Raw genomic sequence first — 16,029 nt, 5'->3', positions numbered from 1 at the left:
CTCTTAATCAGCGGGTCGTAGGTTCGATCCCTACATCACCCACCATTTTCTCCTCTTCTTTCAAAGAGTTACCGCTGATTACATGATGGCTGGACGATCCCGCCTACATTTGTTGCACCGGCATTTAACGCTCTTTTTACTCCCAAATAACATCAATCATAAATAGCGGCGGCCATGCATAATTAAGCATGGCGAAACCGGCACGGTGGGATTATGAGTTGCCCATGACCCCCAAAAGCCTTGGTTACACATTTACACTTGTTGCCGTCGCCATTTTCGCTGCGCAGGACGGTATCTCGAAGTATCTTGGATCACATTACTCGCCGATCTTTATCACGATGGTGCGGTACTGGGCTTTCGCCGTGTTCGTGATTTTGCTTGCCACACGGTCTGGGGGCATGGCCCGCGCAGCATCAACGAAGAAACCTGCATTGCAGATTTTTCGCGGCGTACTCCTCGCAACAGAAATTGTTGTCTTCGTATTTGGCCTCAGCAGGGTCGGCATGGCGATGGCGCAATCAATCTTCCAGGTTGGCCCTCTGCTCGTCACAATGCTCTCCGTGCCCTTCCTTGGCGAAAAAGTGGGTTGGCGTCGCTGGACCGCTATTGTCGTCGGACTGTTCGGCGTTCTGCTCATTATTGACCCGACGCACGTCTATTTCGACTGGAACCTGCTGTTCCCGCTAACTGCGACAACAATGTTTGCCATTTACGTCATCGCAACGCGTGCGGTCAGCAAATATGACAGCGCGATGACCAGCTTCTTCTATACGGGCATCGGTGGCGCGGTCGTTCTCACAGCCGTTGGTCTGTTTCATTTGGAATCGATTGCCCCGCACGATTGGCCGTGGATGGCAGCGCTCTGCGCCTGTGGTATTGCAAGCCATTACTGCCTCATTCGTGCCTACGACATTCTCGAAGCCGGTGAAGTACAACCGCTCACATATTTGCAGCTCGTTATCGGCGCTTTCATTGCTGTCCTTGTGTTCCAGGAGCAACTAACCTGGAATGTAGTCACTGGCGCGGGCATCGTTGTCGCTGCTGGCCTCTTCTCAATGTTCAGAGAAAGATACCTCGCAAAGAAGCCATCATAACATTACCGATTATTAATTGGCTTGTTCATATCAGGTTCACCTAATATGGCCGACATTACTCACACGCCAATTAGCGGCGCCCTTGTATAGAGTGATGGAGTCAAAACACTATGAAATCGAAGACATTGTATATTGCCGTAATTGCATCGGCATTGCTTTCAGCCCCTGCTTTCGCACAGGACAAATCGAGCGACAATACAGACAAGTCAGCGACGGATACTTCCATTACGCAAACCGATGGAGCCAAGGGCAAACGCGGCCCGATTGATCTTGAAAAGTTTTCTCGCATGGATGAATTGAAAGCCGCTGATACCAATGGCGACGGTGTACTCTCTCGCGATGAAATCGAAGCGCTTGCGCTTAAGCGCATGGTGAGCCGCGCTGCTGATCGTATGGAGCGCCGTCTCGACGTGAAAGGCGATGGTAAAATAACGCTGGAGGCGATTGAGAAGCAACGTCAGAAAGAATTCGCAGCACTCGATCGCAACGAAGACGGCAAACTTGATCGCCAAGAACTACGTGCTGGTAAGAAATTCCACCACAACGGTCCAAAGGGTCCGCACCACGGTGGTAAAGGCAAGATGGAACACCATCAGTCAAAGCCGCAAAACTAATACTGTTCATCACGAAAAAGCCCCGCATTGCGGGGCTTTTTTGTTAAGAGCGAATAACGCCCTTCTTAAAAATGATATTGCCATAGAGGCGCTTCTCGCCTGAGCGAATGACTGCATAGGCAGCACTCGCCCGGTCATAGAATGCGAAACGCTCAATCTGATCGACAGCAATCTTGCGTCCTTCAGCCTTCTCAATGGCGGCTTCAAACTCACCGAAAATCGCAGGGGTTTCATTCGGCGCCGCCATCACAGCCGCTGGCTTGTCAACAAAGTCGTCGAGCGGCAGCAGTGAGAGCACAGCTTCTGCAACATCAGTCGCACTGATGCCCGGAAAGTCCAGCACCTGCACGCCAGAAGCCTGTGCAGGGTAATTGGCGTCAACAATAACCAAATCGTCGCCATGGCCCATATCGGCAAGCACTTCGAGAAGTGATCCGGTGAGCAATGGATTTATGTTTTTAAGCATTAGGTGAATCCGAATGATGGAGGTTGGACACCGTCACCCTATAGCATCGATCTAAAAATCGGAATCGCTTTTTGGAAAAGCACGGTTCATTGATTTAAAACGATAGAGCGCCAATCTGATTCATTAAGATCGGCGCTCTAAAAGCGGCATTAGCGATTTAAAATCAAATAAGGGACAAACCCTTATTCGGCTTTCGCCTCGATATCGACCTTGTCGAGCATTGAGAGTGGATCCTGTGACGCAGCCACCATTTCCAACGCTCCAATACCCTTTTCGGACTTGGACTTGATTGTCAGTTCAAAAACATTCGGCTTCGCGATGAAAGTCGAGAATGCGGTGATCGCATCCTGAAGCTTCGGCTGATCGGCCGCAAGCTCCTGCAGAACGGCACTGGCGATCAGCGTCAGTGTACTGCGCGCTTCATCGACAGTCATATCGTTTTCATCGGCATAGAACTGAAGACCCTTGGCAATGATGCCCTGCTCTTCGATCTTCAGCTTAACTTCACGTGCCTTAAGGCCCAGAAGCGCAACCTGTGCCAGCACCTTGTCACCGGAGAAGAACTCCTTGGTGAAACCACCCATCAGACCGGACATGGACACCTTACCCATATCCTTACCGCTGACCGAAAGGTCTTTGATGACGAGGCTTTGGTTCGCTTCATCCCAATTGGCTTCCAGATTGGAAGAAATATTAACACGGTCATAGCCGAGCTTGCGCAGCTGCTGATACATTTCCTCGTGGCTGTTCGCAGGAACGGGCAAAGACATATCTTCATAAGCAACACGGATATCCGTAGGAATACCATTGAACGGCTTGTTCAAGGCCAGCTCATAGCTCTTCATACTGAACTTGATGCGCTCAGGCAGACCGCTAGCTGGCGGCGTTGCTGTTGTGTCCTGATCTTCATCAACATCAACGTCGTCGTTGCTGTCGCCCGGAAGATCGGCGTCGACACCCTTGACGACCATCGTGCCGAATTCAGGCAGCATCGTCGTAAACGGGAAATTTTCCATTTCCTCGTCGCTCAAGCCTGCAAACTTTGTCACTGCTTCTGCCGAAGGCGCCCAGTTGAAGCCCTTGAGCGAAAATTCGTCCAGCTTCACGAAGTCAGTGCCGTTACCAGCCGAGAAGCCGTTCAGCGACATGTCGAGCTTCTTATTATCGAAGGACATCGCCATCTTGTCGATTTTGCCTTCGCCCTTTTCCGGATCGCCCGGCTGGATCTTCATTCCGAGTAACTCGACATCGCCCTTGCCGATCGTGTCGAAGAGACCGATCAGACGCATGAAGAATTCTTTACGCTCTTCCTGCGAAAGAGACTCAATGTCCTTGGCTGCTTCCAGTTTCTGCAGTGTCTCGGTGAACGGCTCCGCAGGCAGGCGCATGGTAAAACCATTGCTGCGAACTTCATCATAGCTGAAGTTCGACTGCGAGCCCTTTACGACAATATTCTTTGCCGAGAAAGGACCATAAACAGGCTTGGCTTCCGTGTCGTTTGGACCAGCTTTTTCGGTATAAAGACGCGCTATGAACACGCCATCGATATCCTTGCCTTCGGAAGCACCGATTGTGCCAGCCATACGCTCTTCATTGATCGTACCATTTTCGTCAGGCAGCGAAAGGTCAAGATCGAAGGTCGCGCCGGTTGAAGAATAGCGCGCGACATGACCGTGAACGATGTCTTCCAGAGTGACATCCTTATAAGACGTCTTCTGTTCCTTATCGTTCAGCATCTGAACAATGTTGATTTCCGGCACGGTCATACGCTTGGCCGAAACGCGTCCCACGCGCTCGGCGAGGTTCAGTTCGCCATTACCGAAGGTGTCGCGCAACATCTGGATATCGAAATTCGCATCGTCAACACGGACGCTAGGCAGCGAAATCTTGAACTGCGCGATCTGTGTATTGATGCCCTTGGCATCCAGCATGCCATTCAGAAACAGCACTTTTGGACGGCCTTCAATCGAAGCGATTGTTACATTGGCCCCGTCCTTCAGCGGCAGGACCACATCGGTCAGATGAATGCGACCGAGAAAGTCGGCAGAAACCGAAGCAGCCTTGCCACCACGTCTTTCAAGCTGAGCGTTGATAGTTTTCTCGAGGGTAATCTTATATCCGACCGCACCTGCTGCGGCGATGGCGATAACTGCTACAGCTGCCCAAAGCGCTTTGCGTCCGCCTTTGCGTTTTCCGCTCGTTGCCTGCTCCACGATTTCTCATCCTTTTAGCGCAATTTCAACGGTATCTAAGGATTGATTGGTTAATCACAAGAATTTGTAAGAGCAAGCATGATCACAAGAGATTTGAGTTTTTTGACCGTCAGGTGCAAAAATCCTGCACATTTATGAAGGATTTTTGCACAGAATAGTCTGGCAAGAATATCAAAGCGGCGTTTGAGGGTGCGGTGACGAATCGTATGCGCCCCAGATCGACTGATCGAAGTTGACGATAGCGCCAGTCATCAATCCAGACTCTTCAGATGCCAGGAACGCAATCGCGCGGGCAACTTCCGCGGGGTCGATCAAACGACCAAACGGCTGGGCCTTAACCGCGTCATCAAGCCAATTGGCGGGTGCGCCATGAAACTCACGCTGGATACGATCTTCGCCATCCGACGCCATCCAGCCGATATTGAGACTGTTGACGCGGATACGGTTGCGCAATACCGAATAAGCGACATTGCGGGTCAAAGTATCTAGCGCACCTTTGGAAGCGCAGTAGGCCGCAATGAACGGCTGTCCGCCCATGGAAGACATAGAGGATATATTGACAATCGCGCCTTCAACCTTGTCCCGACGGAAGAGCTTGATTGCCTCCTGAATAAGGAAGAACGGCGCACGCGTGTTGACAGCAAAAAGTCGATCAAACAATTCAGGAGTGGTATCGAGTATATCACCGCGATCCGTCAGCCCGGCCGCATTGACAAGAATATCGATACTGCCAAACGACCGATCGGCTGCGGCAATTACTTTGCGGCAATCCTCAACCTTCTCGAGATCAGCCTGAACAAAGACGGCCTTCGCACCCAGCGTTTCCAGAGCATCAGACTGGGCCTTGCCCTTCTCGGTTGAACGCCCGCAGATCACGATGCCCTTTGCACCCCTTTCCGCGAAAAGTCGCGCCGTGGCCGCACCAAGTCCCTGAGTGCCGCCGGTGATGACAGCAACCTTGCCGGTCAATTGTCCGCTCATTGTTAACTCCAATAACTGGCTTAAACACGTCCACCAAGTGCTGACGACAGATCGGCCAGTTCCTGACCGCCCGCCATCAAACTTTGCAACTCATCCATATCAACATCGCTTCTAGTGCGTGTTCCAAGCGTGGCGCCGCGATTGAGCACTGTGAACTTGTCACCGACAGCATGAGCATGGCGCACATTATGGGTGATAAAGATGACGCCGAGCCCACGCTCGCGAACGAGATTGATATATTTCAGCACCATAGCAGTCTGGCGCACACCAAGAGCGGAAGTCGGCTCATCGAGAATCAGCACCTTAGCGCCAAAATAAACCGCACGCGCAATCGCCACACATTGCCGCTCACCGCCTGAAAGCGTTCCTACCGCTTGCTGCGGATCGCGCACATCGATGCCGATCTTCTTCATCTCTTCGCGTGTAACATCTTCTGCGAACTGTGCGTCGAACCAGCGAAGCGGCCCAATACCCTTGGTCGGTTCGCGACCGAGAAAGAAATTCCGCATTACCGACATCAGTGGGATCATGGCAAGATCCTGATAGACCGTTGCAATACCATGATCGAGCGCATCACGGGGACTGTTGAAAGTCACCTGTTTGCCTTCAACGAAGAACTCGCCGCTGGTGGGTTTATGAACTCCTGAAAGCGTCTTGATCAGTGTCGATTTGCCCGCGCCGTTATCACCAAGCAGACAATGCACCTGCCCCGGTTCGACGCTGAGCGATACACCATTCAATGCAATAACCGGGCCGAAATGTTTGACAAGATTACGAACTTCAATGATCGGGGTTGTCATGACTTGCCTTCCCTATCAGCGCAGTTTGAGGAAAAGTAGGAATGGTTTTCCGTTCGAAACTGCGTGAATGCTAAAACCTACCGCTCGCCTGTGGCGCGCTTACGGATGAAGTTGTTGAAGAGAACGGCAATCAGCAGCATTCCGCCGAGGAATACCAGATACCAGTCCTGATCAATGGTCGTGTAAGTCAGGCCAATCAACACCATGCCGAAGATGATGGAGCCAAAGAACGCGCCAATGGCCGAACCGTAACCACCGGTCAGCAAACAGCCACCGATAACTGCTGCGATAATCGCCTCGAATTCTTTCTGAAAGCCGCGTCGTGCATCCGTTGATCCGGCATCAAGAACAGTCAGGATTGCGACCAATGCCGCAGCCATCGCCGTGCACATAAACAGGATCGTCTTCACGCGACGGATCGGCACACCGGAATTACGCGCCGCCAAGGCGTCACCGCCCGATGCGAAAATCCAGTTGCCGAAGCGGGTGCGAACCAAAACATAGGTGGCCAATAAAGCGACGCCAATAAACCAAAGTACTTCTACAGGCACGCCTTTGACAGTTGGCTGACCATTAGGAAATTTCGCAATCAGGTCTTTTTCGGCAAGCCATGCGAACAGGCCCTGAAAAGCATCGCCAGAAAACAATCCGGCAAGATAGCTGGTGCCGACTGCTTCTTTCACACCGCGCAACTGTGTTGCGCCGCCCGTCGCCCATTTGAGGCCGACCAGTGAAAGGCCGCGCAGAATAAAGAGAAATGCCAGCGTTACGATGAAGGACGGCAGTCCGGTTTTGAGAACGATCTGCGCATTGACAGCTCCGATAAGAGCCGCAAATACCAGCGTCAGGATGATCGCGATCACAAGTGGCACCTGCAAGACAACAAGTGCTGCGGCAAATATCAGGCCCGCGAAAGCAATCATCGATCCGATGGAAAGATCGAACTCGCCGCCGATCATGAGAAGTGCCGCGGCGACGGCAAGAATGCCGAGCTGTGAAGCAGGCGCCATGAAATTCATGATACCTGCTGCCGTAAACATCGCTGGATTGGCTGTCGATAGGAAGAAGATCGTGATGAGCACAAGCCCGGACACAGCACCCAATTCAGGCCGGCTCAACATTCGCTGCAGCGGACTGGCATTCTTCAGCCGTTCGTCATGCTGTGCAGCGGTGATTGCCGGGTCATTTGTGGCTGCCTGAGCGGGCTGCTCTGATGAAGTTGGCTCACTCATGCTTTCCTCCTTCAAGCGCATCCATGAAAATACGCATTAAAACAATTCGCAAGTGGTCTGCATGATTCAGACATTTGTCCCACGCCTGTATCCAAGAGATGCAAATGTCGGATTCTGACCACGAGAGCATCATTTTGATTCAATCTGCGAGATATGCACTCCAGCCCATGCTGTACGACGGCCGCGAGTTTCTGAGAATGACTATCCATTCCCGCCCATTTTCATGGGCGGGTGAGTTGTTTTGAATTTATGCCTTGTTTAGCGGATGCCCTTGGCAGACAGCTCAACGACCTGCTTGGCCTTGTCCTTAGTGATCAGGTTCGGACCAGAAGGCACGTTGCCACCTGGCATCAGGCCATATTTTGCATTGAGTGCAAGGAATGCGACCGGAAGATATCCCTGCAGGAACTGTTGCTGATCGATAGCGAAATCCGCTTTGCCGCTTTCAACCGCTTCAAGGAAACCAGCCGACATATCGAAAGTCGCGACGTGAATACCTTCGCGTCCGCTTTCCGAAGCTGCCTTCACCGCCGGTTCACCAGCAAGTGTCGCGTTGAGGGTCAAGATCGTATCAACAGCCGTATCGGATGCGAGTGCTGCACGGACCTTGGATTCGTTTTCAGTCGGATCAGCCGAGGTTGGCAGGACGGTCACATCGCCAAAGCCTTCTTTGAAGCCTGCGCAACGCTGATCAAGGGAAACGTTACCGACTTCCTGATTGACGCAAATGCCCTTCTTGCCGCCAGCCTTTTTAAGTGCCTCACCGGCAACCTTGCCCGCATCGTACTCATCCTGACCCACGTGCAGCAACGCGCCGAGTTTCTTGGACGCGTCAGACCCAGAATTCATCGAAATGACCGGAATACCCGCAGCAACCGCACGTTCAATCGACGGCCCAAGCGCATCCGCGTCAGGGATCGAAACAACAATGCCCTGCGGATTCTGATTGATTGCAGCATCGATCAGCTGCGCCATCTGCACCATGTCGAAGGTTTCAGGCGCGCGATAATCCACCTTTGCGCCTGTATCTTTCGCAGCTTCAGCAACACCATTTTTTACAACCGACCAAAATGGATCAGATGCCTGACCGTGGCTTACGACCACAATGCTGACATCCTGTGCTTGCGCTGCGAAAGACGCAGCCATCAGTGCAACACCAGCAACTGCCGACTTTAAAAGAGATTTCATGTTCACTCCTCCCTGCCCGGCACTCCCCGCCGGTTTGTTAATTTATCTGTACCTTGATCAAAGCTAATTCCGGGGCTGCCTCCACGCATTTGATCCCGGCAATTTCGATCTGACCTTCGCTCTTTAATAGAATGAAACATTCATTAGAAATTTCTCGTGGAATTATAATTCCATTTCTGTTAGCTCATGTCAATCACATAAGCTGCTGTCGAAATACATCCTGAAAAGTAGGAAACCGTTTTCTGAATTTTGCTCTGGGAGGAGAAAATGACTGTTGTAACGGGTCTGATCGGATCGGGCTTCATGGGAAAGACCCATGCTCTTGCCCTGGCGAATGTAAACCGGATTTTCGACCTTCCCTTAACAGTTGAACTGCACACGTTGGCCGATGTTGATGACAAAATAGCCAACCGTGCTGCCCGTCAACTCGGCTTTGCGCATTCGACAGGAAACTGGCACGACCTGATCGCCCACCCGGCCATCAATATGGTCGACATCACCACACCAAACCGCTTTCACAAGGAAATGGCGCTCGCGGCAATTCAAGCTGGTAAGCATGTCTATTGCGAAAAACCTCTCGCGCCCACAGCCGCAGAATGTCTTGAAATGACATTGGCCGCAGAGCGCAAAGGCGTCAAAACCGCTGTCGGCTTCAACTATCTCAAGAACCCAATGATCAAGCTTGCGAAAGACATCATCGACAGTGGTGAAATCGGAGAAATCAGAAATTTCCGCGGCATCCACGCCGAAGACTTCATGGCAGATCACCGCATTCCATGGTCCTGGCGGCTTGATCCGGCAGGTGGTGGCGGCGCACTTGCGGATATAGGCAGTCATATCATTGCAGCCGCGCGCTATCTTGTCGGGCCCATTACCGATGTGATGGGCAAAAGCGTTACCGCGATCGCTGAACGCGCCGACCAAGCCAATCCTTCACAAATGAAAGCGGTGGAAGTCGATGACATCTGCCATGCCTTCGTGTCTTTCGAAAACGGCGCGACGGGCACGCTCGAAGCCAATTGGGTGGCGAGTGGCCGCAAAATGCAGCACGACTTCGAAATATCAGGTTCCAAAGGCTCTATCTACTTCTCGCAGGAACGCTTCAACGAGCTCGATCTGTTTCTTTTCTCAGACAAAAAGGACCGACAGGGTTTCCGCAAGATTTTCGCCGGACCCGATCATGAACCCTATGGCGCTTTCTGCGTGGCTGGCGGACACCAGATTGGCTTCAATGATCTAAAGACAATTGAAGTGCGCGACTTTCTGTTGAGCATCGCGGGTCAGAATACCGGCCATGCGGATTTTCGCGAAGGTTATGAGGTGCAAAAAACCATCGAAGGCATCTATGCTTCCAGCCTCGAACGGCAGTGGAAGACGGTATGAACTACCGGAGACGTTTGCGCGTATGTAGGATGAATTCGCCGTCGATCTTCATCAGTTGCGCGTCAATTCCATAGACATCTCTAAGAAGCGCCGATGTGAGCACATCCTCCGGCGTGCCATCCGCAATCAGCCTGCCATCATCAAGCACAATCAGCCGGGTGCAATATTTCGCGGCCAAACCAAGATCGTGAAGTGAGGCAATCACCGTTCTATTCTCTTGAGCAAGTCCGGCAAACAATTCCATCAGTTCAAGTTGATGTGCCGGATCGAGGCCCGCTACTGGCTCGTCGGCCAGAATGATCGATGTATCCTGTGCCAGCACACGCGCAATCAAGACCCGCGCTCTTTCCCCGCCCGACAACTCGTTGGCAGGACGAGAGGCAAGCTCAGCCACACCCATGCGTTTCATTGCGGTTTCAACGACGGTTTCATCAGTGTGGTCAAACCCGGCAAAGGCCGGTTTCAGCGCCGAGCGCCCAAGCGACACCAGCGTTTTGACTGTGACCGGCCAGGCAACATCACGCTCCTGCGGCAGATAAGCAATGATTTTGGCGCGATCAGCCACCTGCATTCGTCTGAGGTCAGAGCCATCAAGCAGAATGTTACCTGTTGATGACGTCAGCCCCAGAATCGCACGTAAAAGCGTGGTCTTCCCTGCACCATTCGGACCGATAAGACCAATTAGCTCGCCCTCACCTGCTTCAAACCCAACGGCTTCAAGCACAGGCTTGCGCCCAAGCGACACATCAAGATTGTCGATGGAGAGAACGCTCATACCAGCCGCCTCCGATATTTGAAGACCAGCCAAAGGAAGAAGGGAGCGCCGATAATGGCCGTCAGCACACCAAGTTTCAATTCGCGTCCTGGCATGATGATCCTCACCAGCACGTCGGCTGCGAGCAGCAATGCGGCACCGCCAAAGGCACTCGCAACAAGCAGGCGCGACGGTCGAGCACCGACCAACGGGCGCAGAATATGCGGCACCACCAGCCCAACGAAACCGATAGCACCTGCGACCGCCGTTGATGCTCCAACTGCAGCGGCGGTTCCAACCACAGCCAAGACCTGAACGCGGGAAAGATTGACGCCCATGCTTGCGGCAGCATCCGAACCCAATGTGAGACTATCGAGCGCACGGCCCAACGAGAACAACATCACCCAGCCAATCAGAATGAAGGGGGCAGCAAGCCAAACATGGGTCATGGATCGATCAGCAAGTGAGCCGAGCATCCAGAATACAATCTCCATCGCGGCAAAAGGATTGGGTGAAAGATTGAGCGCTAAAGCTGTCATCGCACCCGCAAGGCTGGTCACGGCAACGCCAGCGAGAATGACGGCAAGTGTTCCCGCATGGCGTCCGGCAAGCGCTTTCACAAGAAAGACCGATGCAAAAGCACCAACTAATGCCAGCAAAGGCAGCGCCAGCGGGAAAACCTGCGACAGCCCTGTATAAATTGCAATCACCGCACCAAGCGACGCAGAAGAACTCACGCCAAGAAGCCCCGGTTCCGCCAACGGATTACGCAGATAACCCTGAAGAGCAGCTCCTGAAAGGCCGAGCGAAGCGCCAATCAGAAGAGCGAGCAACGCACGTGGCAGACGGATTTCGCGCATAACCAACACGATGACATCGCCCTGCCCGGCAAATAGCGCCTGAACACTATCACCAATGCTGATCGATGCCGGTCCAACCAACAGCGAAAGCGCGAACAACACCAGCACCAACATGCCAAGTACAAACAGCAGAAGATAAAAGCGACTTGATTCAGTCACGCGCAGCCTCCGCGAGTTTCGCCACAGCCTCAACGCTGAACGGCCCGCCACACACTGTCAGATTGTCGTTGAGTGCCACTGTTCGTATATATCCTTCCAGCGCGCGCAATGCGGGATGCTCGAAATTCTCGAAAGCCAGAGCTGGTGGTCGACCGCGTGATCCGCGCACCAGAATATCAGGCCTTTCCATAATCAGCATTTCGAGCGGCAGCATGGCCGAGCCGCGAACACCGGCTTTGTCGGCGATATTATCAAGCCCGGCCAGACGGATCGCCTCATCAATCAGCGTACCGCGCCCTGACGTATAGCTGTTCGCATAATAAAGCGCGACGGTGCGCTTATGTTCGGGCCGTTGGATTACTGAGAGTGCCGCGTCCATCGCAGCAATTTGTTGATCTGCTTCTTCTTTGCGCCCCAACAATTCACCCATTCGCTTCATATGTGCCCTGATATCTTCAAAGGAACGTGCAGGCGCAAACTCCTCAACCCGCACGCCGAGTTCACGCAGCAGTCCAACTGTAGCCCGCGAAGAGAACGTGCCCGCCAGCACCAGATCAGGCTTCATGAGAAAGACCTCTTCCGCCTGTCCATGATTAATCGGAAGCTGCTTTGCCTTCTCGATCATCACCGACAAAAGCGGGTCTCGCGACAAGTATGAAACCGACTGCAACTGCGTGCGATCAGCCAGCAGCAACGCCAGCTGATCGGTACAGACATTGATCGATACCACCCGCTTAGGGATTTCCTGCGCTTGCGCTGAATGAAACACAGCGAGAAACAGGCATGCCGCAAGGCAAAGCCTGATTTTCCATAATCCTTGCTGCAGTTTCATACTGTGCGTCTCATCAGAAATTCCGCGTCAGCCCGACATTGAAGCTGCGCCCCGGCGCATTATAGCCAGAGGTGGTCTGGTAATCCTTGTCGAAAATATTCTCTACAGAGAGTTTGAGCTGAGATTGCTTGTCGATTTCATACAACGCGATGAAGTCAGCCGTCACATAAGGATCAAGCTTGTTGGTATTCGCAGCGCTGGTATAGCGCGAGCCGCCATAACGCATCCTTGCCGTCAGATCGAGCTTCTCAATCGGCTTGAAGTTCACCTCTGCCGTCGCTTTCACCCGTTCGCGATAGGCCAGATCATTATCGGTATCTTCGTCTATCGGGCGTTTCAGATCGATGGCGCCTTTGACGCCCCAGCTATCGTTAAAGCGATGTGCGAGTGTCGCCTCAAAACCCGTAACCTGCGCACGCGCAATATTATAGGGCAGATAGGAAGGTGCTGTGCTTAAGATCGCATCGCGCAGCCATGTTTGATAAAAAGCCATATCAAGGCTTGTGTTGGCGCTGGCCTGCCAGTTGAGGCCAATCTCGTAGGAGCGCGATTTTTCCGGTTGCAAATCGGCATTGGCAAAGCCGGGATAATAAAGCTCATTGAAGGTAGGAGCACGGAAGCCCGTTCCAAACGACGAACGCAACACGAGATCAGGCAGGATTTCGTAACTCCCACCGAGATTATACGTCACAACGTCGCCAAACTGCTCATTGTAGTCATAGCGCACGCCGCCATCAAAACGCAGCGCATCATATTCAAGCGAATATTGGCCGAACACCGCTGCCAGATTGCGGCTTGTCTCGGCATAAGCAGTCGTTGCATCCACCTCTTCGCGATAAGCCTCAACACCACCCGTCACCACATGCGAGACATTACCGGTATCGAACTGCTTTTCTGTGGAGGCAAATACCCCATAGCGTTTTGTTTCAAAGCGGTCTGAGCCACTGACGCCCTTGCGGAAATTCCTACTGTGATCGAGGCCTGAGCTGAATTCAATCGTCGAGGACCAGTCTGAACTGTGATCGACCCGCGCGCCAAGCTTGCCGCTAAAGGCGGTTGTGTAAGCTTCGTTGGCCGACGGCGCTTTTGCATCATATTGATTGCGTCCTCGGCTCAGAAGACCATCGGCATAAATCTTGCCCCAGTCAAAATCCTTCGACAGCGCGAAGTTGAACGATCCCTGCAGGAAACCATCACGATCAGGCTCATAACCAAAAGCTTCGGGAGTCGTGAAATTATAGCCCTGCGTGCCGGTCACTGCCGCACCAAAGGCATAATCAATACCATCTTTGCTGCGCCCTTGCAGAGAGCCGGATACATAACCGCCCCATGGGTGCGTTACACCTGTTGTCACGCTTCCGCAGAAAGAGCGCTCGCCACACGCTCCGCCCTGCTTGGTGATAATGTTGATGACGCCGCCCATCGCATCGGCACCGTATTGCGAGGAATGCGCGCCTTTGGCGATCTCGATACGATCAATTGAGCTCAACGGAATATTGGAAAGCGCAGTCGCCCCGGTGGTCGCCGAAGCTGTTCGCACGCCATTCACCAGAACGACTGTCTGTTTCGATGACATGCCCCGAATATAGAGATTGGAAGACGATCCCTGTCCGCCATTTGTGGTGATCGAAATGCCCGGATAATATTGCAGCAGCGATTGGAGATCCGGTGAAGCAGAGCGCTCAATCTCGGCCTTATCAATCACCGTGACGGAAGACGTTGAACGCTGCAACGATGTCGCGCGGCGCAGCGGCGTTACAACAATCATGTCGAGCACGACGCCATCCTGTGCATTTAAGTTTGTCTGTGCGATAGCATCCAACGGCACCGCCACCAGAATGGTCGATGCGAGATATGCAGATAATCGGAGAATATGCATTAATTTCTACTTCCTGCGCGCAAGCTTTGCTTCACCGCAGGTGTCAGAAATCAGGGCGCAAGCTCCCTGTCTTTGTCCCACGGCAACATTTCACAATGTCACCGCTACGGACGGCCGCGACTGAACACCCCTCGTGTCAGCCATGGGTGACTGGATACGGCAGGTCTCCTGACTTCCGGGTCTTCATCGGTCCTCCGCCTTCCCGAACACGAATGCTCAGTGGCTATAATCGTAAGATACGATCATAGGAGGATGACTCTCCGGTTACAGTTGCGGGGGCAGTCTCGGCATCAGCAATTTAATGCTTCACCGTGTTCCCTTTTCATCCACCCTCTCGGGCAGAACCGTTTCCTGAAGCGAGCGATAGCAAGGGGAAGGAAGATTATCAACTGCAACAATGTGCCCCATCTGAATCACATTCGGAACGAAGTGATTCAGATTGTTGAATTGCAAAGGTTTTCCTATCTCAAGAAATCGCGGAAGCGACGCAGCGCAAAGAAGAAAAGTACACTGCCAATTACAATCATTGCCAGCAATTGCGGCCACACAACACTGAGCCCTGCACCACGAAACAGCACCGATTGTGCCAGCATCACAAAATGCGTATTGGGTGCTGCCAACATAATGTTCTGGATGATTTCTGGCATGCTCTCGCGCGGCGTCGTGCCACCCGATAGCACTTGCAGCGGCAGCAGAACCAACATCAACAAAAGGCCGAACTGCGGCATGGAACCGGCAATCGTTGCGAGAAAAATACCAAGACTGGTGGTCGCAAAAAGCTGCAATGCAGCCCCTGCCAGAAACAGCGTCAGTGAACCGTTGATCGGCACCGCCAAGATACCCTGAACCACCACGATCAGCGAAAAGGCCGTAGCGACCAACACCACCATCCCCATCGACCATACCTTGGAGACCATGATCTCAAGCGGCGTTACCGGCATCACCAACAGATGCTCGATGGTGCCATGCTCGCGCTCACGGATAAGGGCTGCACCCGTCAGAATAATTGAGAGCATCGTTACCGACGAGATCACGTTGGTGATCGCGCCAAACCAGCCCTTGTTCAAGTCCTGATTGAACCTCGCACGCAAATTGAGGCCAACGGGCGTTTGCGTGTCTTCGCGATAGCGATTGAGAAACTCTGTCACTTCGCTCGACACAATCGACTGCACATATCCACCGCCAGTAAAGGCCTGGCTCATGCGCGTTGCATCGACGTTTAGCTGGATTGTTGGCGAACGTCCAGCGAGCAGATCACGCTGGAAGTTCGGCGGAATATCGAGTGCGAATGTATCAAGACCTGCATCCATGCGCTTATCCATCTCGTGAGACGAGATAAGTTTTGGCGGCACGAAATATGGCGGATAAAACGCGGTCGTGATCCGACCTGAAACCGGCGACTGATCTTCATCAACAATGGCGATAGCCGCATTGTTGAGGTTTTCAGGCATAGCCCTCGCCGCCGTATAGATTGCGAGCGTGAAGGCATAGACGATGAGAAGCAGAAGCATCGGATCACGCGCTAATCCGCGCAGTTCCTTCACACCAAGCTGGAAAATATTGGAAATCCGCAT

The 16,029-nt window shown here is 52.8% G+C and carries 14 protein-coding genes and 1 riboswitch; of the genes, 3 read left to right on the top strand and 11 right to left on the bottom strand.

The window, feature by feature from the left end; all coding sequences use genetic code 11:
• Positions 1-224 precede the first annotated feature (224 nt).
• Both OIV19_RS20665 and OIV19_RS20660 read left to right on the top strand, forming a co-directional pair.
• Positions 225-1,094 carry a DMT family transporter gene (locus OIV19_RS20665; RefSeq protein WP_264233522.1) on the top strand — a complete coding sequence of 290 codons (870 nt, stop codon included), beginning with the start codon at positions 225-227 and terminating at the stop codon, positions 1,092-1,094.
• Between the two features lie 110 nt (positions 1,095-1,204).
• Positions 1,205-1,708, top strand: coding sequence for an EF-hand domain-containing protein (locus OIV19_RS20660; protein ID WP_151093788.1), 504 nt, complete (start codon positions 1,205-1,207; stop codon positions 1,706-1,708).
• A 43-nt stretch (positions 1,709-1,751) separates the two neighbouring features.
• On the opposite strand, the gene OIV19_RS20655 is transcribed toward OIV19_RS20660, so the two are convergent.
• The 6 genes from OIV19_RS20655 to OIV19_RS20630 all read right to left on the bottom strand — a co-directional run bounded on the left by OIV19_RS20655 (position 1,752) and on the right by OIV19_RS20630 (position 8,588).
• Complete coding sequence (locus OIV19_RS20655; RefSeq protein ID WP_264233519.1) at positions 1,752-2,174, bottom strand: RbsD/FucU family protein; 423 nt, start codon at positions 2,172-2,174, stop codon at positions 1,752-1,754.
• Between the two features lie 182 nt (positions 2,175-2,356).
• Positions 2,357-4,387 carry an aq_1923 C-terminal domain gene (locus OIV19_RS20650; RefSeq protein WP_264233517.1) on the bottom strand — a complete coding sequence of 677 codons (2,031 nt, stop codon included), beginning with the start codon at positions 4,385-4,387 and terminating at the stop codon, positions 2,357-2,359.
• 171 nt (positions 4,388-4,558) lie between these two features.
• Positions 4,559-5,368, bottom strand: a complete 810-nt coding sequence (locus OIV19_RS20645) for an SDR family oxidoreductase (RefSeq protein WP_095446902.1) — start codon at positions 5,366-5,368, stop codon at positions 4,559-4,561.
• A 20-nt stretch (positions 5,369-5,388) separates the two neighbouring features.
• Positions 5,389-6,168 (bottom strand): ATP-binding cassette domain-containing protein, encoded by a 780-nt coding sequence (locus tag OIV19_RS20640; RefSeq protein ID WP_095446903.1) that lies wholly within the window; start codon positions 6,166-6,168, stop codon positions 5,389-5,391.
• A gap of 77 nt (positions 6,169-6,245) precedes the next feature.
• Positions 6,246-7,400, bottom strand: coding sequence for an ABC transporter permease (locus OIV19_RS20635; RefSeq protein ID WP_264233514.1), 1,155 nt, complete (start codon positions 7,398-7,400; stop codon positions 6,246-6,248).
• Between the two features lie 258 nt (positions 7,401-7,658).
• A complete protein-coding gene (locus OIV19_RS20630) occupies positions 7,659-8,588 on the bottom strand; it encodes a sugar ABC transporter substrate-binding protein (RefSeq protein WP_095446904.1) in 930 nt (309 codons plus the stop codon).
• 267 nt (positions 8,589-8,855) lie between these two features.
• On the opposite strand from OIV19_RS20630, the gene OIV19_RS20625 reads away from it, so the two are divergent.
• The gene (locus OIV19_RS20625; protein WP_264233511.1) at positions 8,856-9,971 is read left to right on the top strand and encodes a Gfo/Idh/MocA family protein; all 1,116 of its coding nucleotides are present in this window, start codon (positions 8,856-8,858) and stop codon (positions 9,969-9,971) included.
• A gap of 1 nt (position 9,972) precedes the next feature.
• Here the strand turns inward: OIV19_RS20625 and OIV19_RS20620 are convergent, their stop codons facing one another.
• From OIV19_RS20620 to OIV19_RS20600, 5 genes are all read right to left on the bottom strand, one after another.
• On the bottom strand, positions 9,973-10,746 hold the full coding sequence (locus tag OIV19_RS20620; protein ID WP_264233508.1) for an ABC transporter ATP-binding protein: 774 nt from the start codon (positions 10,744-10,746) through the stop codon (positions 9,973-9,975).
• Complete coding sequence (locus tag OIV19_RS20615; RefSeq protein ID WP_095446907.1) at positions 10,743-11,744, bottom strand: FecCD family ABC transporter permease; 1,002 nt, start codon at positions 11,742-11,744, stop codon at positions 10,743-10,745. The genes OIV19_RS20620 and OIV19_RS20615 overlap by 4 nt, the downstream gene beginning before the upstream one ends.
• Complete coding sequence (locus OIV19_RS20610; protein ID WP_264233506.1) at positions 11,737-12,576, bottom strand: ABC transporter substrate-binding protein; 840 nt, start codon at positions 12,574-12,576, stop codon at positions 11,737-11,739. Before OIV19_RS20610 ends, OIV19_RS20615 begins: the two co-directional genes overlap by 8 nt.
• Before the next feature lie 13 nt (positions 12,577-12,589).
• Positions 12,590-14,455, bottom strand: coding sequence for a TonB-dependent receptor domain-containing protein (locus OIV19_RS20605; protein WP_264233504.1), 1,866 nt, complete (start codon positions 14,453-14,455; stop codon positions 12,590-12,592).
• Positions 14,456-14,596: 141 nt separating this feature from the next.
• Positions 14,597-14,819: riboswitch (cobalamin riboswitch) on the bottom strand.
• Positions 14,820-14,916: 97 nt separating this feature from the next.
• Positions 14,917-16,029, bottom strand: a complete 1,113-nt coding sequence (locus tag OIV19_RS20600; protein ID WP_264233502.1) for an ABC transporter permease — start codon at positions 16,027-16,029, stop codon at positions 14,917-14,919.

This window comes from Brucella sp. HL-2 (assembly GCF_025846885.2).
Lineage (GTDB): Bacteria > Pseudomonadota > Alphaproteobacteria > Rhizobiales > Rhizobiaceae > Brucella > Brucella quorumnocens.
This window is presented reverse-complemented; position numbering and strand designations above follow the sequence as displayed.

What these genes read in the sequence shown, in the direction of transcription:
- OIV19_RS20665 (WP_264233522.1), top strand. Translation starts at nt 225, where the DNA reads ATGACCCCCAAAAGCCTTGGTTACACATTTACACTTGTTGCCGTCGCC.
- OIV19_RS20660 (WP_151093788.1), top strand. Translation starts at nt 1,205, where the DNA reads ATGAAATCGAAGACATTGTATATTGCCGTAATTGCATCGGCATTGCTT.
- OIV19_RS20655 (WP_264233519.1), bottom strand. Translation starts at nt 2,174, where the DNA reads ATGCTTAAAAACATAAATCCATTGCTCACCGGATCACTTCTCGAAGTG.
- OIV19_RS20645 (WP_095446902.1), bottom strand. Translation starts at nt 5,368, where the DNA reads ATGAGCGGACAATTGACCGGCAAGGTTGCTGTCATCACCGGCGGCACT.
- OIV19_RS20640 (WP_095446903.1), bottom strand. Translation starts at nt 6,168, where the DNA reads ATGACAACCCCGATCATTGAAGTTCGTAATCTTGTCAAACATTTCGGC.
- OIV19_RS20635 (WP_264233514.1), bottom strand. Translation starts at nt 7,400, where the DNA reads ATGAGTGAGCCAACTTCATCAGAGCAGCCCGCTCAGGCAGCCACAAAT.
- OIV19_RS20630 (WP_095446904.1), bottom strand. Translation starts at nt 8,588, where the DNA reads ATGAAATCTCTTTTAAAGTCGGCAGTTGCTGGTGTTGCACTGATGGCT.
- OIV19_RS20625 (WP_264233511.1), top strand. Translation starts at nt 8,856, where the DNA reads ATGACTGTTGTAACGGGTCTGATCGGATCGGGCTTCATGGGAAAGACC.
- OIV19_RS20620 (WP_264233508.1), bottom strand. Translation starts at nt 10,746, where the DNA reads ATGAGCGTTCTCTCCATCGACAATCTTGATGTGTCGCTTGGGCGCAAG.
- OIV19_RS20610 (WP_264233506.1), bottom strand. Translation starts at nt 12,576, where the DNA reads ATGAAACTGCAGCAAGGATTATGGAAAATCAGGCTTTGCCTTGCGGCA.
- OIV19_RS20605 (WP_264233504.1), bottom strand. Translation starts at nt 14,455, where the DNA reads ATGCATATTCTCCGATTATCTGCATATCTCGCATCGACCATTCTGGTG.
- OIV19_RS20600 (WP_264233502.1), bottom strand. Translation starts at nt 16,029, where the DNA reads ATGCGGATTTCCAATATTTTCCAGCTTGGTGTGAAGGAACTGCGCGGA.